Origin of the sequence: Streptomyces sp. NPDC088254, assembly GCF_044740925.1 — a bacterium.
GTDB lineage: Bacteria > Actinomycetota > Actinomycetes > Streptomycetales > Streptomycetaceae > Streptomyces.
In genome coordinates, this window is the sequence record NZ_JBIURQ010000001.1 from 115,025 (window position 1) to 137,878 (window position 22,854).

Here is a 22,854-nt window from a genome sequence, read left to right on the forward strand (position 1 = left end):
GCCACCGCTCAACGCCGGCCCACAGCCCGCGCCATCAACCGGACGCCGTCCCGGATCCGCGCCGGCGACAGGTGCGCGTACCCGAGCACGAGACTCACTTCGTCGGCGTGGCCGCCGGCTCCGGGCACGCCTTCGCGCATCCCGGCGTGCGCGTACGCGGCCAACGCCCGCACCTCGATCCCCGCCTCGGCCGTCCGCGCGGCGAAGCGTGCCCACGGGCCGTACTCCTCGGGGAGCGTCGCGATGACGTGCAGGCCGGCGGCGATGCCGGACACACGCGTGCCGGGGAAGTGCTCACCGAGCGCGTCGACGACGGTGTCCCGCCGCTCCCGGTAGGCGCGTTGGCACCGACGCAGCTGACGGTCGTAGTCGCCGTGCTCCACGAACCGGGCGAACAGCGCCTGATCCAGGGTGGGATGGCCCAGATCCATGGTCCTCTTGCGCTCCACCGCTTGGTCGGCCAGTGCCTCGGGCACGAGCAGCCAGCCGAGCCGCAGCCCCGGCGCGAGGGACTTGCTGACCGACCCGGTGTACGCCACCCGCTCCGGATCGAGGCCTTGAAGCGCGCCGACGGGCGCGCGGTCGTAGCGGAAGTCGCCGTCGTAGTCGTCCTCCAGCACATAGCCGTCCACCGAGCGGGCCCACTCCAGAAGTTCCGTACGTCGGCGCGGCGAGCAGGCGATGCCGGTCGGGAACTGGTGCGCGGGCGTGGTCACCACGGCCCGAACGCCCGACGCCCTCAGCGGGCCCAGGGCCGGTCCCTGGTCGTCGAGGGGGAGCGGTACGGCGGTGACGCCGGCCGCCGCGTACAGCGCGCTGTGCTGCGGACTGCCGGGGTCCTCCACGCCGACCGCGTCGATCCCGCGCCCGTGGAGCACGAGTCCGAGCAGGGCCGTCGCCTGCGCCACACCGGAGACGACGACGATCCGTTCGGGGTCGGCGACCACGCCCCGCCGCCGGGCGAGCAGCTCGGCGAGCGCGGTGCGCAGCCGGGGCAGCCCGCGCGGGTCGGGGTAGCCCAGCTCCTGGTGGGGGAGCTCCGCGAGCACATGCCGCTGGGCGGCAGCCCACGCGGCCCGTGGGAACAGCGACAGGTCCGGTGTCCCCGGCACGAAGTCGGCGCGGACCCCGGGCGGGCGCGGGGCGAGGTCCCGCGCACGGGGCGGGGCCGCCCGCACGGCGCCGCTCACCCAGGTCCCGGCGCCGCGCTCGCTGCGCAGATAGCCCTCCGCCGTCAGCTGCTCGTACGCCTCCGTGACCAGCCCGCGCGACACGCCCAGGTCAGCGGCGAGGTCCCGGCTCGACGGCAGCCGGGTGCCCTGTGCCAGCCGCCCCGAGCGGACCGCCTCGCGCAGGGCCGTCCGGAGCGAACGCCCCCGCGCGCGTGCGGGCGCCGCCACGGCCGGCAGCAGGAGCTCCCATGCGGCCGAGGCGGACCCGCCGGCGACGGGTGCTTGCGGATTGGTCCCCGATGGCGTCATGGAAGTGGACCTTAAGCCGGGCCGCCGCACTTCCTAACGTCGCCGTCATGAACGCCACCACCGCACGCGGCTCCCTGCTCGCCGCGCTCGCCTGCCTCCTCGTCGGCGGCTCCTTCACAGCCAACAGCGTCCTCGGCTCCTACCCGTACGCGGGTGGGCAGGCCCTGCGCTACGGCCTCGCCTGTCTGCTGCTCGTCCCCCTCGCCCGCCCTGGCGCCGGGGCTCGACTGCGCGCGCTGACAGCTCGTCAGTGGGTCCGCCTCGCCCTGCTGGCCGCCGCGGGCATGGTGGGCTTCAACCTCGCCGTCCTCGCCGCCGAACGCTCCGCCGAGCCCGCCGTCCCCGGCGTCTTCGTGGGCTGCGCGCCGGTCGTCGTGGCGGTCATGGTGCCGCTGCTGGAGGGGCGGCGGCCGCGCCGGACGGTTCTGTGCGGGGCGGCGCTGGTGGCGATGGGCGCCTTCACCGTGCAGGGCTGGGGCCGTACGGACGCGGCCGGCATCGCCTGGTCCCTGTGCGCACTGGCCGGGGAGGTCGGCTTCGCGGTGTTGGCCGTGCCCCTGCTGCGGCCGCTGGGCCCACGGCTGCTGTCCGCGACGGTGTGCGGGCTCGCCGCCGTCGAGTCGGCGGCGCTCGGGGCGGTCCTCGACGGCGGCGCGTGGCTGCGCCGGCCCGACGCCGGCGAGACCGCCGCGTTGCTGTGGCAGGCGGTGGTCGTCACCGTCGTCGGCTTCGTGTGCTGGTACATGGGCATGCAGCGGATCGGCGCCGAGCGCGCCACGCTGTTCTCCGGTCTCATCCCGGTCGCCGCCGCCGGTACCGCGCCGCTGGCCGGCACGGGATCCTACGGCCTCGCCCAGGCCGCCGGCAGCGCCTTCGTGGGAGCCGGAGTCGCCCTGGGCGCGGGCGTGCTGGCCCGGAGGCGAGGTGCGTCGCCGGTGACCGGTCGGGGGCCGAGGGGGTCAGCGGCTGCCGTCGAGGAGTACGCGGGCGACGAGTGCCGGGTCGTCGTTCATCGGGCAGTGACCGCAGCCCGGGAGCCGTACCAGACGGGCCTGCGGGATGATCTGCTTGGCCCGGATGCCCTGGCGACGCACCAGGAGCCAGTCCCGGGTGCCCCAGGCGACGGTGACGGGTATGCCGGGGACGTCGTCGGTGAACTTGACGCTCGTGCCCGCCCGCAGGGTCTCGTCGAACCCGGTGGCCCCGGCCAGCGCCAGCGTCTCGGCGACCACGGCTTCCGGTGAACGGCGGCCAGGGCGGGCGTAGATGGTGCTGGTGAGGGCCGTACGGCCGACCGCCGACCGTGACAGCCGCTGGACCATCGGCAACGGCATCCGCTGGGAGAGGTGGCGCATGGTCAGCAGGACCCCGAAGGCGTAACGGCGCTCCGCCTCCGACCAGAACCCCGCCGGGGACAGCGCGGTGACGGACCGTACGCGCTTCTCCCGGCCGAGTTCCAGCGCCAGCAGACCGCCCAGCGAGTTGCCCGCGACATGGGGGCGCTCCAGCTCCAGCGCCTCGCAGAAGGCGCCGAAAACCGACGTGGTCGTGGGCAGGTCATAGGAGAGCCCCTCGGGCAGCCCCGGGGACGCGCCGAATCCGGGCAGGTCCACGCTGATCACGTCCCGCTCGGTGGCGAGGATGTCCAGCACCGGGTCCCAGGCCTGCCGGTGGTGCCCGATGCCGTGCAGCAGGAGCAACGGCTCGCCGCGCCCCGCGCGCGCATAGGACACGGTGACGGGCTGTGGGCCGCTGGGGGAGGGGACCGTGAAGGAGACGGTGGCGGCGGACATGGCGGTGCTCCTCGTCTGAACGGGCTGAACGGTCGAACTGGTCCGGCTGGTTGCTCTGGTTCAACGGCGTTACTGGCTGGGGGAGTTCGGGGCAAGCCCGGCGCGGCGGACGGGTGTCGGCGGCCGGTGCGGCCGTGGCCGGGCGTCGCGTAGACAGCTTGTCAGCAATTGCTACCGACGGGTAGCCCCCGGCGGCGCTCCGTCTGGACACCGGCTGCACTGTCGGATGGGATGGCTCGGTGACCACAGACACCGCGACCGAGGTCTTCGAGGAGCACCGGCCGCTGCTGCTGGGCGTCGCCTACCGCATGCTCGGCCGCGTGGCCGACGCCGAGGATGTCGTCCAGGACGCCTGGCTGCGCTGGTCCGCCGCCGGCCGCGCGGACGTGAGCCGGCCGCGCGCCTACCTGGTGCGGATCGTCACCCGCCTCGCCCTGGACCGCCTGACCCGCGTCAAGTCCCGCGACGAGGCCTACATCGGCCCCTGGCTGCCCGAGCCGTACCTCACCGACTTCGGCGACACCGTCCCGGACGCCGCCGAGCGGGCCGTGCTCGCCGACTCGGTATCGCTCGCCGTCCTCGTCGTCCTGGAGTCCCTGTCGCCCCTGGAGCGCGCGGTGTTCGTCCTGCGGGAGGCCTTCGGCTACCCCTACGCCGAGATCGCCGCCGTCCTCGACCGCTCCGAGCCGGCGGTGCGTCAGCTGGCCGGCCGGGCGCGCCGGCACGTCGAGGAGCGGCGGCCCCGCTTCACCGTGGATCCCGCCCAGCGGCGCGAACTCACCGAACGGTTCCTCGCCGCGGCCGCGGAGGGCGACCTGGAGGGGCTGATGGCGCTGCTCGCGCCGGACGCCCGGCTCGTCGGCGACGGCGGCGGCAAGGTCCAGGCGTCGCTGCGGGTGCTCCGGAGCGCGGACCACGTCGCCCGCTTCATCGTCGGCGTCGCCCGCAGGGGCCTTCCCGACGTCTCGTTCCGCTTCCTCGAGGTCAACGGCGGACCCGCCGTGCTGACCCTGTCCGGAGGCGAGCCGGACACCGTCCTCCAGCTCGACGTGGCCGACGGCCGGGTCCGGGTCGTCTACGTCATCCGCAACCCGGACAAGCTGCACGCCCTGCGGTCGTGATTCCGGATTACCCACCGTCAATTCCCGTACGGGAACCTCCGTTTCATTGCGGCTGTTGTGCCGCCGTGTCTACGGAAAGGGCCGGGTGCGAACGCTCCGTAAACGCTTACCCCTCCTGTTCCCTTGGGCTTCGAGAGCGTTCGAAGATTGATCTTGACCCTGGATGAGGGCCGCCTTATGGTCGCAGACAAGTGCAACAACCCTTAATAAACAAGGGCACGAAAACACCGCCTGCCACGGCGATCGCGAAGGACAGGGTGGGGACCTTGCAAGCGAAGGACAGGGTGGGGACCTTGCGACTGGAGACGGTGCCCGAGCCGAAGTACTGGCATCTCAAGACCGTGCTCACCGAGGCGCTGGACTCGGAGTTCGCCGTGGGCGAGGTGCTGCCCAACGAGCGTGCGCTGGCCGCCCGGTACGGGGTCGCCCGCGCCACGCTGCGCCAGGCGCTGGAGCAGCTCGAACTGGAGGGCCGCCTCCAGCGCCGCCGGGGAGTCGGCACCACGGTCGCGCCGCCCCGCGTGGACGTCGGAGCGGAGCGGCACGGCTGGCCCGGCGCGTCCGGTGACACGTGGAACCCGGTCGACTGCGCGCTCGCCGTACCGCCGGCGGCCGTCGCCGACGCCCTGGGCTCCGAACGCGACGAGCCCGTGCACATCGTGCGCCGCTCCCGGGTCTCTCACGGCCGGCCCCTCGCCGCCGAACTGCTCTACGTCCCGCAGGCGTCGGTGCCCGAGCTGACCGCGATCGACGCCCCCTCCGGCCCGGCACGCGCGCGTGCGGTGCTGCGCGAACTGCAGCACCTGGAGCTGGAGAGCCAGGACCGGGCCGTGGAGCTGGGCTCGGCCCGCGCGGACGACGCCAAGGAGCTCGACCGGCTGCCCGGCGCGCCCGTCCTCGTCGTCACCACCCGCTTCTTTGCCGGGGGCCGCACCGCCGCGCTCTCCGCGGCCACCTACCGCGCGGACACCTGCCGGCTGACGTTCGGCGCGTCGGGCGGCGTGGAGATCCACCACGACGACCCCACGCGCCAGGCCTCCTGACAGCCCGTCACGAACTCGTGCCCGGGCTCACGCGTCCCCCCGCCGGTGCCCGGCCCGTCACCGTCCCCTCCACCGCGAACAGTTGCTCCTCGACGTGATCGAGGGCCAGCCGCAGCGCGCCCGTCGCCACGGCCGCCTCGCCGAGCAGCGAGAGCGCCACCCGCGGCGGGCGGAGGCAGTAGCGCGCCAACTCCCGTCGCAGCGGCTCCAGTACGCCGTCCAGTCCGGCCGCCCAGCCGCCGACCACCACCAACTCCGGGTCCAGCGCCAGGACCAGCGCGGCCACGTCGTGCACGAGCCGCTGCAGGAAGCGCTCCACGGCCGCCCCGGCCCGCCGGTCGCCCTCGCGGGCCTGCGCGAACACCTGCGTGACCGCCTGCTCGTCCAGCGGATGCAACGGCTCGCCCGTCGTGGACAGCAGGGTCTCCGGCGTGACACCCCGCCCCAGCAGGTGCAGCGCGCCGATCTCGCCGGCCGCCCCACCGTACCCCCGGTGCAGCCGCCCCCCGATCAGCGAACCGGCACCCGGACTCAGCCCCGCCAGCACGAACACCACGTCGTCGGAACCGATGGCGGTGCCCTTCCAGTGCTCGGCCACGGCCGCCGCGTTGGCGTCGTTCTCCACCAGCACCGGGCACCTGAAGGAACGGCCCAGCCGCTCGCCCAGCCGCAACCCCGTCCACTCGGGCAGCGCGGTGCCCAGCCGCACCGTCCCGTCGGCCTCCACGATGCCGGGTGTGCCGACGCCCACGGCCCGCAGCGAACGGCGCGGCACGCCCGCCCGGCGCAGCAGCTCCGCCACCGCCGTGCGCAGCCGCTCCAGCCGCTCGTCGGCGGGGGCGCCCTCGTCGACCTCCGTGGCCTGCGCGCCCAGCACCCGCCCGTCCAGGTCCGACAGCAGCGCGGCCACGCGGTGCGCCCCGATCTCCAGGCCCAGCAGATGGCCGGCCTCCGCCCGGAACCTGAACCGGCGCGCCGGCCGCCCCTGCCGCCGGGCGGCGCCCTCCTCGGCCGCCTTCTCGACGACGAGCCCGGCCCCGACGAGGTCCTCCACGACCCCCTCGACGGTCGGCCGGGACAGCCCGGTGGCCCGCGTGATCTCCGTGAGCGTCGCGCAGTCGGCGGCACGCAGCTCGTGCAGCACCACCGCGGAATTGATCCTCCGCAACAGCGAGGGATCCCCGCCGGTCAGCCGCCCCAACGTCCGTCCTCCCAGCTCGCGCGCGTATGGGCCGGATCGTACTCGGCGCCGCGAACCCCGACGAGCACGAAATCGACACGAACCGCGCCCCACGCGCGCGTGCCGATACCCCCCGCGTCCCCCGGTGCGTGCTCAGCCCACCCCCACGAACCCCGACTCGTACGCCGTGATCACCGCCTGCGTACGGTCCCGCGCCCCGAGCTTCGCCAGGACGGCGCTCACATGCGACTTGACCGTCTCCGCCCCGACGACCAGCCGTGCGGCGATCTCCGCGTTGGACAGCCCGCGCGCCATCAGCCGCAGCACCTCGGCCTCCCGCTCGGTCAGGCGGGCCCGCTCCAGCACGTCCCGGGCCGCACGGTTGCCGCCCCCCTCGCCGTGCTCGGCGGCGAGCCGCCGCACCGAGGCGGGGAACAGCAGCGACTCGCCCTCGGCGACCAGCCGCACCGCGTGCACGATCTCCGCCGGCCGCGCCCGCTTCAGCAGGAAGCCGTCCGCGCCCGCGCGCAGCGCCTCGTACACGTACTCGTCGTTCTCGAACGTCGTCACGACCAGGATCTTCGGCGGGCGGTCCACCGTCCGCAGCAGCGCGCGCGTGGCCTCGATGCCGTCCATCAACGGCATCCGTACGTCCATGGCGACCACGTCGGGCCGCAGCGTCCGCACCAGCGGGATCACCGCCGCCCCGTCCGCCGCCTCCCCGACGACGTCGATGTCGGGCTGGGCGGACAGCACGGCACGCAACCCCGCGCGGACCAGCGGCTCGTCATCCACGAGCAGTACGGAAACCGGCACCCGCACAGCTTAGAGTCACCGGGGATCTGTCTGACCATCAGCTCAGCGGCAGCTCCGCGCGCACCTGCCAGTCGCCGGCGTCCGGGCCCGTCGACGCGTGGCCGCCGAGCAGCGCCGCCCGCTCACGTATCCCGCGCAGCCCGCTGCCCCGCCCGGGGCCGATGACGGCGGCCGTCAGCGGATTGCGGACCTCCAGGGTCAGCACGTCCGCCGCGGCATGGACGCGGACCCGCACCGGCACCGCGCCCGCGTGCCGCAGCACGTTCGTCAGCGCCTCCTGGAGGATGCGGTAACCCTCGCGGGACACGGGCCCCGGCAGCGCCTCGACAGCCCCCGTCACCTCCGCGTCCACCTTCGCCCCGGACGTCCGCGCCGACTCCAGCAGACGGTCGGCCTCGGCCAGCGTCGGCCGCCCGCTCACCGGCCGCTCCGCCTCGCGCAGCACCCCGAGCACCCGCTCCAGGTCCTCCAGCGCGGTCCGGCCGGTCTCCTCGATCGCGCCGAGCGCCCGGTCCGTGAACTCCGGGTCTCCCGCCGCCCGCGCGGCGCCCGCCTGCACCACCGCCACCGTCAGCGCGTGGCCGATCGAGTCGTGCAGCTCCCGGGCGATCCGGTTGCGCTCCAGAAGCTGCTCCGTGCGCTCCTCCAGGGCGGCGAGCCGCTCGCCGGCGGACGGGCCGAGGAGCCACCGGGCGACGGCCGTGACCGCCTCGCCCATGCCGACGACGACCGCGCCGAGCGCGAGGAGGGGGAGCGGCGCGAGCAGCGCGTACCACCAGTGCGGGGCCGCGTCCGCGAGGACCGGGACGTCGTCGTGCGTCAGCCCGCGCGCGGCCGCCACCAGCTCCAGGGCCAGGACGGGCAGCCAGACGCAGGCCACCGCCGTCACCCCGCCCAACACCATGCGCGCTTCCAGCCACAGCACCGTCCGCAGCCGGTCCCGCCAGGCCGTCGCCGGCGACACCGAGAACCCGGGGTCGCGCTCACCCGGCGTCAACAGCAGCTCCGCCTGCACCCCCTCGCCCCGGCGCACCGCCGGAATCAACCCGACCGGCACCAGCAGCAGCGCGGGCACCCATGGCTTCGACGAGTCGATGAACATCCAGACGCTCACCAACAGCATCGGCACCCACAGATGCACCAGCCGTGTGTACGTCGTCCCCCGCAGCAGCGGGCGCAGGAAGCGGCCCATGCGCACATGGTGGCAGCCGCCACTGACAACCGGCCTCCCCCGAGCGGGGGAGACGGACTCCACCCGCGGGGGAGGCCCCGGCCCCGGCCGGGCGGCCACAGTGATGCCCATGACCAGCATCGACGTCCGCGACCTCACCAAGGAGTTCGGCCCACGGCGGGCAGTGGACCGGCTCACCTTCCGCGTCCTGCCCGGCCGCGTGACCGGCTTCCTCGGCCCCAACGGCGCCGGCAAGTCCACCACGCTGCGCCTCGTCCTCGGCCTCGACCGCCCGACCTCCGGGACCGCCACCCTCGACGGCCGCCCCTACGCCGCCCTCGACGAGCCGCTGCGCCATGTCGGCGCGCTGCTCGACGCGCAGGCCCCGCACGGCTCCCGCACCGGCCGCGACCACCTGCGCGCCCTCGCCGCGAGCAACCGCATCCCCTCGCGCAGGGTGGACGAGGTGCTGGAGGAGACCGGCCTCGCCCCGGCCGCCCGCCGCCGCGTCAAGACGTACTCCCTCGGCATGCGCCAGCGCCTCGGCATCGCGGCCGCCCTGCTCGGCGACCCCGCGGTGGTGCTGCTCGACGAGCCGTCCAACGGCCTCGACCCGGAAGGCATCATCTGGATCCGCGGACTGCTGCGCCGGCTCGCGGCGGAGGGGCGCACGGTGCTGGTGTCCAGCCACCTGATGAACGAGACCGCCTCCTTCGCCGACCACCTCGTCGTCCTCGGCCGGGGCCGCCTCCTCGCCGACACCCCCCTGCGGGACTTCATCGACGCGCGCGTACGCCCCCGGGTGCGGGTCCGCACCAGCGACCCCGACGCGCTCGGCAAGGCCCTCGCCCGGCACGGCCACGACGGCGTCGCCCACGGGGAAGGGCACTTCACCGTCGACCACGCGCGCGTGGACGACATCGGCCGCCTGGCGTCCGAGGCGGGTGTCCCGCTGCTCGAACTGACCGCCGAGGAAGGCACGCTGGAACAGGCCTACCTCGATCTGACCGCCGCCGACACCGAGTTCGCGGCCCAGCCGCAGGAGGCCTGACCATGGCGTTCGCTCCCGCCCTCCACGCCGAGTGGATCAAGATCCGTACACTGCGCTCGCAACTCGGCGGACTGAGCGCGATCCTGCTCGCCACCGTCGCGTTCTCGGCGCTCGCCGCGGCCGACTCCGGCGACGACCCGACCGACGCGCTCGACCCGTTGTCCTCCGTCTACTTCGGTGTCAACTTCGGCCAGATCGCGGCGATCGCCTTCGCGACGACGGCCGTGTCCGCCGAGTTCCACGGCGGCGCCCTGCGGGTGTCCCTGGCCGCCGTGCCGCACCGGGGCCGCTGGTTCGCCGCCAAGCTCACGGCGATCGCCCTGCCCGTCCTCGCGGTCGGCCTCGCCACCGGTCTGCTGGCCCTGGCCGTCGGCAGCGCCGCGCTCGGGGACGACGCCGACGTGATCGGCACGGGCGAAGGACTGCGCGCCGCCGTCGGATGCGGGCTCTACCTCACCCTGCTGGCACTGTTCGCCGCCGGCCTGACGGCCGTCCTGCGCAGCGGCGTCGCCACGCTCAGCATTCTCATCCCGTTCCTCCTGATCGTGTCCTTCGTGGTCGGCGACGTGTCCGGCAACGCCGCCGACTTCCTGCCCGACCGGGCCGGCCAGACGGTGCTGCACAGCACGTGGGAGGGCGCCCTCGGCCCGTGGTCCGGGCTGGCGGTGACCGCGCTGTGGACGGCGGCGGCCCTCGCGGCGGGAGCCTGGCGGCTGCGGCGAAGGGACGCCTGAGGCGGCCGGGCGCTGACGCCCAGCCAATTGTCAGTGGCGGCCGCTTTACTGGAGCACATGGACATCGCGCGCTGCCTCGACACCATCGACCTGCTGTGCACCCGGGGCTTCCCCGCGGAGCACGGCAGGACCGACGTGGGCACCGCCGGTCCGGACGGTCTGGTCGCCGAATTAACGACCAGCGAAGACTTCTGGGAGGACGACGGGACGCGATGGGAGCAGACGCAGGCCCAGTACGACGCCGACCGGGACGGCCTCGCCCAGCGGCTGACCGACCGCTGGGGCCCGCCGCACCACATCAGTCTGGCGAGCGTCCTGGAACGCTCGCTGGACGGCGAGGACATACCCGAGCCCTGGGGCTCGCTCAGCGCTCACGTGCCGGACGTCCATCTGTGGCAACTGCCCGACACGGCGCGCTGGTTGGCCCTGGGGGTGTCCCAGTGGGACAAGGAGCTGCCGTTCCAGCTCCTCGCCGTCGTCACCGAGACGGATCCGCCGTGACCGCAGGGGGCGCCTCGGCCGCCAGCCGCAGCCGCTCGAACTCCTCCGCCATCGTCGCCGTCGTCCAATGGGCGTTGAGCCCGCTGGGGTTCGGCAGCACCCACACGCGCGTGTCCCCGATGAGCCGCTCCTGCGGACCCACCCGGGCGGCGCGGTCGTCGAACGCCGCCCGGTAGGCGGTGACCCCGACCACGGCCAGCCAGCGCGGCTTCAGCCGGACGACCTTCTCCGCCAGCAGCCGGCCGCCCTCGCGGTACTCCTCGGCCGTCAGCTCGTCGGCCCGCGCACTCGCCCGCGCGACCACGTTCGTGATGCCGAGCCCGTACGTCAGCAGCTCCTCCTGCTCCGCGGGCTTGAGCAGCCTCGGCGTGAAGCCGGAGCGGTGCAGCACGGGCCAGAAACGGTTGCCGGGGCGGGCGAAGTGGTGTCCGGTCGCCGCCGTCATCAGCCCCGGGTTGATGCCGCAGAACAGCACGCGAAGGCCGCTCGCGACCACGTCCGGGACGAGACGGTCGCGCGCGGCCTCCAGCTCCGCCTGGGTGAAGCGGCTCAGAGGATCGCTCCGGGCGTGTAACCGGCGGCCTCGGGCCGCTGCTTGACGATCTCCTCGATCCGGGCGACCACGACGCCCACCTGGTCGGCGGCGGCGCCCGTGAAGGACAGCTTGTCCGCCATCAGCGCGTCCAGCTCCGCGCGGTCCAGCGGGATGCGGTCGTCGGCGGCGAGCTTGTCGAGCAGTTCGTTGCGCTCGGCGCCCTGCTCGCGCATCGCCAGCGCGGAGGCGACCGCGTTCTCCTTGATCGCCTCGTGCGCGAGCTCACGGCCGACGCCGGCGCGCACCGCGCCCATCAGCACCTTGGTGGTCGCGAGGAACGGCAGGTAGCGGTCCAGCTCACGGGCGACGACGGCCGGGAAGGCGCCGAACTCGTCGAGCACCGTCAGGAACGTCTCCAGCAGCCCGTCCAGCGCGAAGAACGCGTCCGGCAGCGCGACCCGGCGCACCACCGAGCAGGACACGTCGCCCTCGTTCCACTGGTCGCCCGCCAGCTCGCCGGTCATCGACGCGTACCCGCGCAGGATGACCATGAGGCCGTTGACGCGCTCGCAGGACCGTGTGTTCATCTTGTGCGGCATCGCCGACGAGCCGACCTGGCCCGGCTTGAAGCCCTCGGTCACCAGCTCGTGCCCGGCCATCAGCCGGATCGTCTTCGCCAGCGACGAGGGACCCGCCGCCAACTGCACCAGCGCGGTCACGACGTCGTAGTCCAGCGAGCGCGGGTACACCTGGCCGACCGAGGTGAACGCCTGCGAGAAGCCCAGGTGACCGGCGATGCGGTCCTCCAGCTCGGCCAGCTTGCCCGCGTCGCCGCCCAGCAGGTCCAGCATGTCCTGCGCGGTGCCGACCGGGCCCTTGATCCCGCGCAGCGGGTAGCGGCCGAGCAGCTCCTCGATACGGCCGTACGCCACGAGGAGCTCGTCGGCGGCGGTCGCGAAACGCTTGCCGAGGGTGGTGGCCTGCGCGGCCACGTTGTGCGAGCGGCCGGCCATGACCAGCTCGCCGTACTCGCCGGCGAGCTTGCCCAGCCGGGCCAGGACGGCCACCGCGCGGTCGCGGATCAGCTCCAGCGACAGCCGGACCTGGAGCTGCTCGACGTTCTCCGTCAGGTCGCGGGAGGTCATGCCCTTGTGGACCTGCTCGTGCCCGGCGAGGTCGTTGAACTCCTCGATGCGGGCCTTCACATCGTGCCGGGTGACCTTCTCGCGCTCGGCGATCGAGGCCAGGTCGACGGTGTCGAGGACACGCTCGTAGTCGGCGATCGCCGCGTCCGGCACCTCGATCCCGAGGTCCTTCTGTGCCCGCAGCACGGCGAGCCAGAGCTGACGCTCCAGCTTCACCTTCTGCTCGGGCGACCAGAGCGTGGCGAGCTCGGCGGAGGCGTAGCGTCCGGCGAGGACGTTCGGGATGCGGGGCTTGGCGGGAGCGGAAGTCACGTGCACGGAGTCTACTGGCGATTCGTGCAGGCCAGCGCCGCGGGTTCGTTCGGCGGAACCTACGAGACCCACGTCACCCGGTCATGCCTGCCGGGGCACTAGGCAGTGGGTGGCTCGTACGGGAGCAGGTCCGGGCGTTTCGGCGGCAGGCCGTCGCCGGAGGAGCGGCCGGTGAGGCGGCGGCCTATCCACGGCAGCAGGTACTGCCGGGCGAACCGGGCGTCCTCGGCCCGTCGCAGCAGCCAGCCCGGCGGCAGGGTCGCCGGCATCGGCGTGCGCCACTCGGTGTCCTCCGGGTCGTGTCCGAGGCCCTGCCAGACCGCCTCGGCGACCCGGCGGTGGCCCTCGGCGGACAGGTGGAGCCGGTCCACGTCCCACATCCGCGGGTCGCTCAGGGACGGGGCGGCGTACAGGTCGACGACGAGCGCGCCGTGCCGGGCGGCCAGGTCGTCGACGCAGGCGAACAGCTCCTCCATGCGCGGCCGGAACCGCTCCAGCACCGGGCCCTGCCGGCCGGGGCTGCGCATCAGCACCAGCTGCTTGCAGGCCGGGGCCAGCGTCTCCACGGCCTCGGTCAGCAGGGCGCGCACCCGGCCCATGTCGCACTTGGGGCGCAGAGTGTCGTTGAGGCCGCCGACGAGGGTGATCACATCGGCGCCCATGGCGGCGGCCACGGGCACCTGCTCCTCGACGATCTGACCGATCAGCTTGCCCCGCACCGCGAGGTTGGCGTAGCGGAAGCCGGGCGCGTGGGCGGCCATCCGTCCCGCGAGGAGATCGGCCCAGCCCCGGTAGGTCCCGTCGGGCAGCAGGTCCGACATGCCCTCGGTGAAGGAGTCGCCGACCGCGACGAGGCTGGAGTACGGGGGTGTGGTGTTCGTCTGCATGGCGTCAGCGATGGTAACCCGCCGCCATACCCGCCGGTCGGTCGCCCCGGGACCAAGGCCCGTCAGGGCGCGGGACCCCCTGAGGGCGCCCCTGAAGGGCACCCCCGGGGTCGTCCCTCAGACCCGCTGTCCGAACAGCTCCCGCAGGACGTCCTCCATGGTCACCAGGCCCGCCAGACGGCCGTCGCCGCCCAGCACCGCCGCCAGGTGGGTGCGGCTGCCGCGCATCGCGGTCAGCACGTCGTCCATGGGGGTCGTCTCCCGCACGCGCGCGATGGGCCGCAGGTCGCGAACGCGGAACGGTACGTTCCGCGGTGAGGCGTCCAGCGCGTCCTTCACATGCAGGTAGCCCACGATCCGACGCTGCTCGTCCACGACCGGGAAGCGGGAGAACCCGGACGCGGCGGCCAGCCTCTCCAGCTCCTCCGGGGTGACGCCCACGCGCGCGTAAACGACGCGCTCCAGCGGCAGGGCGACGTCCCGCACCGGCCGCCGGCCCAGTTCGAGGGCGTCGCGCAGCCGTTCCTGGGCGCGGTCGTCCAGGAGGCCGGCCTCGCCCGCGTCCTTGACGATCTGGGCCAGCTCCGCGTCCGAGAACGTGGCCGTGACCTCGTCCTTGGTCTCGATCCGCAGCAGCTTCAGCAGCGCGTTGGCGAACGCGTTGATCGCGAAGATCACCGGCTTCAGCGCCCGGGAGAGCGCCACCAGGGGCGGGCCGAGCAGCAGCGCGCTGCGCACCGGCTCGGCGAGCGCGATGTTCTTCGGCACCATCTCGCCGAGGAGCATGTGCAGATACGTCGCCAGGGTCAGCGCGATCACGAAGGACACCGCGTGACCGGCGCCCTCGGGCACGCCGACCGCGTGGAACACCGGCTCCAGCAGATGCGCGATCGCCGGTTCGGCGACCACGCCGAGGACCAGCGTGCACAGCGTGATGCCGAGCTGCGCGGCGGCCATCAGCGCGGACACGTGCTCCAGCCCCCACAGCACGATTTTGGCCCGCCGGTCGCCCTCCTCGGCGTACGGTTCGATCTGGGAGCGGCGCACGGAGATCAGCGCGAACTCGGCACCCACGAAGAAGGCGTTGACGACAAGGGTCGCCAGGCCGATCAGCAACTGGACGGCGGTCACTTGCCGACCTCCTGTTCCGACTGTTCCGTGGCGTCCTCGACCGGCGCGTGCAGCAGCACCCGCGCGGCCCTGCGTCCGGACGCGTCCACCACGTCCATGCGCCAGCCGCCGATCTCCACCCGGTCGCCGACGGCCGGGATACGGCCCAGTTCGTTGGCGACGAGCCCGGCGAGCGTCTCGTACGGCCCCTCGGGGGGGTTCAGTCCGACGCGGGAGAGCTGGTCGATGCGGGCGGCGCCGTCGGCGGAGTACAGCACGCGGCCCTCGTCGTCCATGCCCGCCGGGGCCAGGTCGGGCGTCTCGTGCGGGTCGTGCTCGTCACGGACCTCGCCGACGACCTCCTCGACGATGTCCTCCAGCGTCACGACGCCCGCGGTGCCGCCGTACTCGTCGATGACCACGGCCATCGTCCGCCGGCCGGACAGCCGGTCCAGCAGCCGGTCCACGGTGAGCGACTCGGGCACCAGCAGCGGTTCGCGCATGATCTCGGCGACCGGCACGCGCGTGCGGCGCTCCGCGGGTACCGCCAGGACGTCCTTGATGTGGGCGGTGCCGACCACCGTGTCCAGGTTGCCCCGGTAGACCGGGTAGCGGGACAGGCCGGTGGCGCGGGTCGCGTTCGCGACGTCCTCGCAGGTCGCCTGGGTCTCCAGGGCGACGACCTGGACGCGCGGGGTCATCACGTTCTCCGCGGTCAGGTCGGCCAGGTTCAGTGTGCGCACGAACAGCTCGGCGGTGTCGGCCTCCAGTGCGCCCTGCCTGGCGGAGTGCCGGGCCAGCGCGGCCAGCTCCTGGGGGCTGCGGGCGGAGGCCAACTCCTCGGCGGGCTCCAGGCCGAAGCGGCGTACGACGCGATTGGCGGTGTTGTTGAGATGGGTGATGAAGGGGCGGAACGCGGCACTGAACCAGCGCTGGGCGTTGCCCACCCCCTTGGCCACCGCCAGCGGCGAGGAGATCGCCCAGTTCTTGGGCACGAGTTCGCCGACGACCATCAGGAACACGATCGACAGGGCGGTGCCCAGCACCAGCGCGACCGAACTCGCCGCGCTGCTCGACAGGCCGACGGACTCCAGCGGCCCGGAGATCAGTTCGGCGATCGACGGCTCGGCGAGCATGCCGACGACCAGGTTGGTGACGGTGATGCCGAGTTGGGCGCCGGAGAGCTGGAAGGTGAGGTTGCGGACGGCTTCGAGGGCGCCCGCCGCGCCGCGCTCGCCGCGCTCGACAGCGCGTTCCAGTTCGCCGCGCTCGACCGTGGTGAGCGAGAACTCGGCGGCGACGAACGCGCCGCACGCGAGCGACAGAAGGATCGCCACCAGCAGCAGGACGACTTCCATCATCGGGTCACCTCCGTCCCATCGTCGGCCAGGGCAGGGAGGAGTGCGCGATGTCGGATACTGGGAGGCTCGCCCATGGGCGGACGCTCACACCTTTCGTCGAGGTCGAAGAGGGACCTTGAAGGTCCACACGGTCCCCCAATGGTAAAGGATCGGCAAAGCGGCGGTGAGTGCGGTCTCCTTCGCCGCGTACCCCGCCGCGCGCCCCGCATGAGGCGCCGTCGGCACGGACCGCGGCCAACGCGTCCACGCCCCGTCCGCACGGATCGCGACCACCGCGTCCACGCCCCGCCGGCAAGGCCGCGCCCGGCGGTCCCTACAGCGGCTTGACCCAGCGCCGCCAGTGGTCCTCCCGCTGGTAGCCGGCCGCGTCCCAGGTGTGGTGCGCCCGTTCGTTGGCCTCCAGGACCATCGCGTCGACCCGTCGCCCGCCCAGGGCGGCGAAACGCCGCTCGGCCGCTTCCAGCAGGGCGGTGGCGATGCCCTGCCGGCGGTGGCCCGGGTGGACGGCCAGGCGGTAGGCGGAGCACCGCCACCCGTCGAACCCGGCTATGACCGTGCCGGTGAGGAGACCGTCGCGCTCCGCGAGAAGCAGCGCCTCGGGGTCCCTCGCGATGAGCCGCGCCACGCCGTCGTGGTCGTCGCTGATGCTCGTCCCCTCGGCGGCCTCGCGCCAGAAGCGCAGCACGGTGTCGATGTCGGCGAGGGTGGCGTGGCGGATGTGGAGATCGCTCATGGGGCGAGCCAAGCAGAGCGCCCGCCCGTCTGGCGAACCGTTTCGGCACGCACCGGTGAGGCGTCACACCGCCCGCGAGCGACCGCCTGCCGGATCAGTCCCGAAGGCCCACGTGACGGTCCAGCACACGGCAGGCGCGGGCGGTGCCGTCCTCGGCCGCCAACGCCCGGCCGAGCCGGTCCGCCGCCTCGGCGTAGGGAGCGTGCCGGGTGAGGGCGCGCAGACGGCCGGCGAGGGCGGCCACGGTCAGATCCCGGGCCGGCAAGGGGGCGGGCCCCGCGCCGAGATCACGCACCCGCGCCGCCCAGTACGCCTGGTCGCCGAAGAAGGGGCAGGTCAGGGAGGGCCGGCCGGCCCGCAGCGCCGAGGCCGTCGTGCCCGCCCCGCCGTGGTGGACGACCGCGGCCGTGCGCGGAAACAACCAGTCGTGAGGGGTGTCGCCGACCACGAGCATGTCGTCCTCGCCGGTGGCGGGATCGCCGGCGAGCACCCCGCGCAGCCCCTCGCGACGCAGCGCCGCCCGCACGACGGCGTCGGTCGCCTCCGGGTCTGCGGTCCTCATGCTGCCGAACCCGACGTAGACGGGCGGGGGCCCGGCGGCCAGGAAGTCCAGGAGCCGCCGCGGGGGCCGCCACTGCGGCTGATCGTGGTGCCAGTAGCCCGTCACATGGACGTTCGGCCGCCAGTCGGACGGCTGCGGCACCACCGCGGGACTGAACGCGCAGAGCACGGGCGCGCGTCGAGCCTGCCGGAAAGCGGCCGCCATGGACAGCTCCGGCAGGCCGAGACTCTCCCGGCGCCACGTGTTGACGTACTTCCGGCACACGAGCCAGGAACCGGCGTCGACCGCGTCGAAACTGAGCCTGTTGCCCCAGCCTCCCAGTGCCCGGGCCGCGGGCGCGAACGGGTGAGGGAAGGCCTTCGTCGGCTGGCTCGGCTGGAAGTGGACGACGGCGTGCGGGACTTGGAGGTACTGGCTCAGGTGGACGCCGAGGAAGGCGAACGTGGGCGCCAGCACCAGATCGGCCCCCTTCGCGCCCACCGCCGTCTGCTCCAGCATCGGCGTCATGAGGGGGCGCAGCAGCCGGTCCATGCCGCGGATGAACGCCACCGGGTTGCCTCGCCCGGTGAGCAGCTCCTGACCCTCGGGGGACTCGACCAGTTCCGCGGGATCGGCAGGCAGGGCGTGGAACTCCAGCCCCGCCTCGGCGATCAGCGGCAGGTAGCGCGCACTGGCGAGGATCCTGACGGTGTCGCCCTGCCGGGTCAGCGCCCGCCCCAGTGCCAGGCAGGGCTGGACATCGCCCCGCGACCCCCCGGCGAAGATCACCACTGTGCGCGGCATGCCGTTCCTCTTTCCGGTTGTGCCGAAGTGACGGGCGTCCGGTGGTGCCGATGTGACGAGCCGGACGGGCCCGCCGGACCCGTCACCCGATCGGCAGCCCCTGGGACAGGGTGAGAGATCCATTACAGAACAAATGGTGCAAGCATGTGGAAAATGCCACCCCTTGCGGGAGGGAAAGCTGATGCCACGGACCATGGCCCACGTCACTGCGGCAGCGCTCGGCGCGGGGTTCGCCCTCAACGCGGTACGGCTCGACCGCCGGCTGACCGGCTTGCGCCCGCTGGAGCCTTCGGCGGAGCAGCCCTCCCCGGACTTCCGGTTCGCCTTGGCCTCCGGCGTGCGGCTGGACGACGAGACGCGCCGCGCCGCCTGTGCCTTCGCCTCCCGCGAAGGGCTCAAGGTGCTCGATCTGGTGCCGGGCGACCTGCCCACGGAGGAGCTGCTCGACTTCGCCCGTCTGGTGGACACGCGCTCCTTCCGGCGCGACAGGCTGGCCTTCGGACGCAGCGCCCTGCACGCCGTCGTCGTGGAGGCGTCCGTGCTGGAGCGGCTCGGCAGACCTCTCCCCGCCGGCACGGACCTCTCCGGGCTGTCCGCCGCGGAACTCACCGACCTGCTCGGGTCCCTGAAGAAGTGTGCGCCGAACACGACCGGGTTCGCGCTCGCGCCCGGACTGCGCGGCGTCCGCCGCACCGCCCGTGAACGGGTGGCCGCACGGCCGGACAACACCTTCGTGCCGCTGCCGGCCGTCCTGGCCGCGCGCCTGGCCGCCGGCGCCCTCACCCTCGCCTGCCTCGCGAAAGCCCCCGCATGGGGGACCGCCGCACTGGCCGGATACGCACTGCAGCCGACCCTGGTGCGCGGCTTCGGGAAAACGCGCGCCGACCGGTACCGCGCCGCGCTGCTCAGGCCCGTACGGGGTCCGGGCGACTGGCTGCGCACGGCGCGGGCCGTGCACGCCCAGCGCGGTCCTGCCGACCCCCATGCCGCGCTCCGGCCGCGGTACCAGGCGGAGATCGCCCGCGGCCTGGAGCGGTTCTTCGAGCCGCGCCGCCGCTCCTGCCCGTGGTGCGGATCGTCCGACCTGAGACACCGGGTGACGGCACGGGACATGTACCAGGGAAAGCCGGGCCGGTTCACCCTGGAGGAGTGCGGGGGCTGCGGCCACACCTTCCAGAACCCGCGGCTGAACCCGGACGGCCTCGACTTCTACTACCGCGACTGCTACGACGGCGTCGGCGAGCGGCAGATGGAGAAGGTGTTCGCCTTCCAGGGCCCCGCCTACCGCGCCCGCGCCCGGCTGCTGCCCACCCACACCGCGCCCCGGACCTGGCTGGACGTGGGCGCGGGGCACGGACACTTCTGCCTCGTCGCCCAGGACGTGTGGCCGCGGACCGTCTTTCACGGACTGGACCGAAGCGAGGCCGTGGAGCGGGCCGCGCGATACGGCTGGGTGCACCGAAGCCACCGAGGAAGCTTCCCCGAACTCGCCGAAGGCCTGGCAGGCGCCTACGACGTGGTGAGCATGTTCCACTACCTGGAGCACACCCTCGACCCCCGGGCAGAGCTGGAGGCGGCTCGCAGGGTCCTCAAGCCGGGCGGGCACCTGGTGATCGAGGTCCCCGACCCGCAGAGCTCCCTCGGCCGGCTGCTGGGCCGCCACTGGATCCCCTGGATGCAGCCGCAGCACGTGCACCTGATGCCCTTCACCAATCTCGAACAGGCGCTGCTGGAGCGGGGTTTCGTCACGGTGGCCGAGCAACGTGTCACCGGACGGCCGGGCGGGGACTTCTGCGGCGCCGTCGTGGAGCGATTCCGCTCCTGGACGCCCAGTCCCCGCCACCCGTGGTCACGCACACCCCCGTCCCGGGGCCGCGCCCTCGCCCACGCGGCCATCTGGACGACCTCCGTCCCGCTGTTCGCCGCAGCGGCCGCGGCCGACGTCGCCGTCGCCCCTTTCCTGGGGGCGCTGCGAGGCGGGCAGGCCTACCGGATCCTCGCCCGCAAGGAGGAGTGACCCGCCTCACCGGCACGGCCGGCCCGGCTGCCGAGAGAGCCCATCAGCGCGGGCCAGATGTGGTGCAGTTCCTTGCGCCAGTACGCCCAGGAATGCGTCCCCGGCGCGTACATGTGCGTCGTGACCCGCACCCGTTCCTCGCGCAGCGACGCGGCGAACTTCTTGATCTGCGCCGGGAGCGCCGCCTCGCCCACCACGCTCGCCAGCACCACGTCAGGGGCGCGGCCCAGGTCCATGGGGCCGGGAGCGCTGTTGCCCACGGACAGATGGACGCGCGTCCCACGGAAGGAGCGCGGCATGGCGGCGGGATTGTGGTACCGCCAGACGTCGGCGTTGCGCACCGGGTCGCCCCAGACCTTCTTCATGTCGACGCCGACCCGCTGGGAGCCGAGCCCGATGGCCAGACGCACGGCGGGGTCGTCGAGGTCCACGTACGAACTCATCGCCGCCGCGTACCGGAACAGCCCGCGGTGGTGTGCCGCGTAGTTGAGCGCTCCGAACCCGCCCATGGACAGCCCCACCACGGCGCGCGAGGAACTGGCCCGGTACTCCTTCTCCATGAGCCGCACGAGTTCGCCGGTGTGGAAGGTCTCCCACCGGGGAGGACCGGCGAACCAGTCGCTGTAGTAGCCGTCCTTTCCCGCGTCGGGCATGACGATGAGCACGTCGGACTTCCGCGCCAGCTCTTCCAGGTCCGTCTCGCGCGTCCAGGCCGTGTAGTTGTCGTCACCGCCGTGGAGCATGTAGAGAACCGGGAAGGTGGCTTTCGGCCTCCGGTCCCAGTTCGCGGGAAGAATGACGCGGACCGGAATGGACTTGCCCATGGCCGGTGAACTGACCGTGATGTCGCGCGTTCGCTCGTCGAGCGTCTTCACGGCAGTGACACGGGCCTCCGCACGGGGAGACCCGGGCGTGCCTTCCCGGTCCCGCGCGACGGCGTCCGTCTCGGCCGAGACGAGAGCTGCCACGAGCCCCAGGCACACCAGATTCGTTTTCGCACACTTCGCAAGAGAGAGCCACACGGCTCGGAGCATGACGAAACTCACCGCCCGTCAACCGCAGACACTCCGCCCGGCCGAGGGCAGTCGCCCGTACGGCAGAGCAGCGGTTGCGGCGCCCCAGGTCAGCGGTTCTCGTGGGAACAGTCGCGAGAAGTGAGCATGAATGGAGCCGACATGACATCGCCCCTGTCAGAAGCGGTCATCGCGGGAGCGGACGCTGAGGCCCTCAAGTCCCTCCCGCTCCCGGACCACTTCCCGGCGGCCTGTGTGCGCGCCGCCGACGTCAACATGTTCGAGGGCGTCGAGGACAAGGACGTGCGCAAGTCCCTGCACGTCACGGACGTGCCGATGCCCGAGCTCGCTCCCGACGAGGCGCTGATCGCCGTGATGGCGAGCGCGATCAACTACAACACGGTCTGGACGGCGATGTTCGAGCCGCTGCCCACCTTCCAGTTCCTCAAAGCCATGGGCAAAGGCGGCGGATGGGAAGCGCGGCACGACCTGCCCTACCACATCGTCGGCTCCGACGCCGCGGGCGTCGTCGTCCGCACCGGCTCCTCCGTGCGCAAGTGGAAGGTCGGCGATCATGTCTCGATCTCGCCGGCCTACGTCGACGAGCAGGACCCCGACACCCACCAGGACGGCATGCTCGGGCTCGGGCAGAAGGCCTGGGGGTTCGAGACGAACTTCGGCGGCCTCGCTCACTACGCCGTCGTGCGGGCGAGCCAGCTGATGCCGAAACCCCCGGCGCTCACCTGGGAGGAGGCCGCCGTCAACCCCCTGTGCGCAAGCACGGCGTACCGCATGCTGGTCAGCGACCGCGGCGCGCGGATGAAGCAGGGCGACATCGTGCTGGTCTGGGGCGCGACCGGCGGACTGGGCGGCTACGCCGTCCAACTGGTCCGCAACGGCGGCGGCATCCCGGTCGGCGTCGTGAACTCCGAGGAGAAGGCGCGACTGCTCAGATCCCTCGGCTGCGACGCCGTCATCAACCGCGAGGAGATCCTCGGCGGCGACGACTCGCTCCTGCAGCGCGCCGAGGGGTGGAAGCTGATGGGCAGGGCGATCCGCGACGCGGTCGGCGAGGACCCGCACATCGTCTTCGAGCACGTCGGCAGGAAGACGTTCCCCGCGTCGGTGTTCCTGGCCAGGCGCGGCGGGACCGTCGTCACCTGCGGATCCAGCACCGGCTACGAGCACACCTACGACAACCGGTACCTGTGGATGCGGCTCAAGCGGATCATCGGCAGCCACGGAGCGAACCTGTACGAGCAGTGCGAGGTCAACCGGCTCATCGCCCTGGGCGGCGTGGTCCCCGCCCTGTCGGTCACCTACCCCCTGGCGGAGGTCGGGGCCGCCACCCGGACCGTCCAGGCCAACGAGCACATCGGCAAGGTCGGCGTGCTGTGTCTGGCGCCCCGCCCCGGCCTCGGGGTCACCGACCCCGAGGCCCGGGCCCGGATCGGTGAGGAGCGGCTGCGCCTGTTCCGCAGGTAGGACCACGGAACGGGCGCGGC

Annotated in this window: 20 protein-coding genes and 1 pseudogene; 8 read left to right on the forward strand and 13 right to left on the reverse strand. The window is 73.3% G+C overall.

All coding sequences use genetic code 11. The features are described 5' to 3' along the window. Window positions 1-8: 8 nt before the first annotated feature. Window positions 9-1,481 carry a PLP-dependent aminotransferase family protein gene (locus tag ACIOC0_RS00600; protein WP_402150528.1) on the reverse strand — a complete coding sequence of 491 codons (1,473 nt, stop codon included), beginning with the start codon at window positions 1,479-1,481 and terminating at the stop codon, window positions 9-11. A gap of 47 nt (window positions 1,482-1,528) precedes the next feature. Here ACIOC0_RS00600 and ACIOC0_RS00605 point away from each other — a divergent pair. Continuing rightward, window positions 1,529-2,365, forward strand: a pseudogene (locus ACIOC0_RS00605) (EamA family transporter); the annotation flags it as partial. 75 nt (window positions 2,366-2,440) lie between these two features. Here ACIOC0_RS00605 and ACIOC0_RS00610 read toward each other — a convergent pair. Then, window positions 2,441-3,274, reverse strand: a complete 834-nt coding sequence (locus ACIOC0_RS00610) for an alpha/beta fold hydrolase (RefSeq protein WP_402150531.1) — start codon at window positions 3,272-3,274, stop codon at window positions 2,441-2,443. Window positions 3,275-3,513: 239 nt separating this feature from the next. Between ACIOC0_RS00610 and ACIOC0_RS00615 the strand changes: the two genes are divergently transcribed. Then, window positions 3,514-4,395 carry an RNA polymerase sigma-70 factor gene (locus tag ACIOC0_RS00615; protein ID WP_402150534.1) on the forward strand — a complete coding sequence of 294 codons (882 nt, stop codon included), beginning with the start codon at window positions 3,514-3,516 and terminating at the stop codon, window positions 4,393-4,395. A 284-nt stretch (window positions 4,396-4,679) separates the two neighbouring features. Then, window positions 4,680-5,438: a GntR family transcriptional regulator gene (locus ACIOC0_RS00620; protein ID WP_402150537.1), complete on the forward strand. Its 759-nt coding sequence runs from the start codon at window positions 4,680-4,682 to the stop codon at window positions 5,436-5,438. Window positions 5,439-5,445: 7 nt separating this feature from the next. Here the strand turns inward: ACIOC0_RS00620 and ACIOC0_RS00625 are convergent, their stop codons facing one another. From ACIOC0_RS00625 to ACIOC0_RS00635, 3 genes are all read right to left on the reverse strand, one after another. Then, window positions 5,446-6,639: an ROK family transcriptional regulator gene (locus ACIOC0_RS00625; RefSeq protein ID WP_402150540.1), complete on the reverse strand. Its 1,194-nt coding sequence runs from the start codon at window positions 6,637-6,639 to the stop codon at window positions 5,446-5,448. A gap of 132 nt (window positions 6,640-6,771) precedes the next feature. Continuing rightward, on the reverse strand, window positions 6,772-7,434 hold the full coding sequence (locus ACIOC0_RS00630) for a response regulator (protein ID WP_402150542.1): 663 nt from the start codon (window positions 7,432-7,434) through the stop codon (window positions 6,772-6,774). Between the two features lie 37 nt (window positions 7,435-7,471). Beyond that, on the reverse strand, window positions 7,472-8,626 hold the full coding sequence (locus ACIOC0_RS00635; RefSeq protein ID WP_402150545.1) for a sensor histidine kinase: 1,155 nt from the start codon (window positions 8,624-8,626) through the stop codon (window positions 7,472-7,474). Window positions 8,627-8,735: 109 nt separating this feature from the next. Between ACIOC0_RS00635 and ACIOC0_RS00640 the strand changes: the two genes are divergently transcribed. The 3 genes from ACIOC0_RS00640 to ACIOC0_RS00650 are packed head-to-tail and all read left to right on the forward strand — an operon-like array spanning window position 8,736 to window position 10,891. Further along, a complete protein-coding gene (locus ACIOC0_RS00640) occupies window positions 8,736-9,656 on the forward strand; it encodes an ATP-binding cassette domain-containing protein (RefSeq protein ID WP_351093744.1) in 921 nt (306 codons plus the stop codon). 2 nt (window positions 9,657-9,658) lie between these two features. After that, window positions 9,659-10,390 (forward strand): ABC transporter permease, encoded by a 732-nt coding sequence (locus tag ACIOC0_RS00645; RefSeq protein WP_402150548.1) that lies wholly within the window; start codon window positions 9,659-9,661, stop codon window positions 10,388-10,390. A 57-nt stretch (window positions 10,391-10,447) separates the two neighbouring features. Continuing rightward, a complete protein-coding gene (locus tag ACIOC0_RS00650) occupies window positions 10,448-10,891 on the forward strand; it encodes a hypothetical protein (RefSeq protein ID WP_402150551.1) in 444 nt (147 codons plus the stop codon). On the opposite strand, the gene mug is transcribed toward ACIOC0_RS00650, so the two are convergent. From mug to ACIOC0_RS00685, 7 genes are all read right to left on the reverse strand, one after another. Next, on the reverse strand, window positions 10,869-11,444 hold the full coding sequence (gene mug, locus ACIOC0_RS00655) for a G/U mismatch-specific DNA glycosylase (protein ID WP_402153107.1): 576 nt from the start codon (window positions 11,442-11,444) through the stop codon (window positions 10,869-10,871). The two genes, ACIOC0_RS00650 and mug, sit on opposite strands and share 23 nt — an antisense overlap. Beyond that, window positions 11,441-12,883 (reverse strand): adenylosuccinate lyase, encoded by a 1,443-nt coding sequence (gene purB, locus ACIOC0_RS00660; protein WP_402150554.1) that lies wholly within the window; start codon window positions 12,881-12,883, stop codon window positions 11,441-11,443. The genes mug and purB overlap by 4 nt, the downstream gene beginning before the upstream one ends. Before the next feature lie 98 nt (window positions 12,884-12,981). Next, window positions 12,982-13,770 carry an SGNH/GDSL hydrolase family protein gene (locus tag ACIOC0_RS00665; RefSeq protein WP_402150557.1) on the reverse strand — a complete coding sequence of 263 codons (789 nt, stop codon included), beginning with the start codon at window positions 13,768-13,770 and terminating at the stop codon, window positions 12,982-12,984. Between the two features lie 117 nt (window positions 13,771-13,887). Then, the gene (locus ACIOC0_RS00670) at window positions 13,888-14,901 is read right to left on the reverse strand and encodes a hemolysin family protein (RefSeq protein WP_402150560.1); all 1,014 of its coding nucleotides are present in this window, start codon (window positions 14,899-14,901) and stop codon (window positions 13,888-13,890) included. Further along, window positions 14,898-16,241 (reverse strand): hemolysin family protein, encoded by a 1,344-nt coding sequence (locus tag ACIOC0_RS00675; protein WP_402150563.1) that lies wholly within the window; start codon window positions 16,239-16,241, stop codon window positions 14,898-14,900. The genes ACIOC0_RS00670 and ACIOC0_RS00675 overlap by 4 nt, the downstream gene beginning before the upstream one ends. 313 nt (window positions 16,242-16,554) lie before the next feature. Next, window positions 16,555-16,974: a GNAT family N-acetyltransferase gene (locus ACIOC0_RS00680; protein WP_402150565.1), complete on the reverse strand. Its 420-nt coding sequence runs from the start codon at window positions 16,972-16,974 to the stop codon at window positions 16,555-16,557. Window positions 16,975-17,068: 94 nt separating this feature from the next. Beyond that, a complete protein-coding gene (locus ACIOC0_RS00685; protein ID WP_402150568.1) occupies window positions 17,069-18,319 on the reverse strand; it encodes a glycosyltransferase in 1,251 nt (416 codons plus the stop codon). Between the two features lie 193 nt (window positions 18,320-18,512). Between ACIOC0_RS00685 and ACIOC0_RS00690 the strand changes: the two genes are divergently transcribed. Continuing rightward, window positions 18,513-20,336: a class I SAM-dependent methyltransferase gene (locus ACIOC0_RS00690; RefSeq protein ID WP_402150571.1), complete on the forward strand. Its 1,824-nt coding sequence runs from the start codon at window positions 18,513-18,515 to the stop codon at window positions 20,334-20,336. Here the strand turns inward: ACIOC0_RS00690 and ACIOC0_RS00695 are convergent. Then, window positions 20,306-21,304 (reverse strand): alpha/beta hydrolase, encoded by a 999-nt coding sequence (locus tag ACIOC0_RS00695; RefSeq protein ID WP_402150573.1) that lies wholly within the window; start codon window positions 21,302-21,304, stop codon window positions 20,306-20,308. The two genes, ACIOC0_RS00690 and ACIOC0_RS00695, sit on opposite strands and share 31 nt — an antisense overlap. A 207-nt stretch (window positions 21,305-21,511) precedes the next feature. Here ACIOC0_RS00695 and ccrA point away from each other — a divergent pair, with 207 nt between their 5' ends. Beyond that, entirely contained in the window at window positions 21,512-22,834 is a 1,323-nt protein-coding gene (ccrA, locus tag ACIOC0_RS00700) for a crotonyl-CoA carboxylase/reductase (RefSeq protein ID WP_402150576.1), read from the forward strand. Window positions 22,835-22,854: the final 20 nt, after the last annotated feature.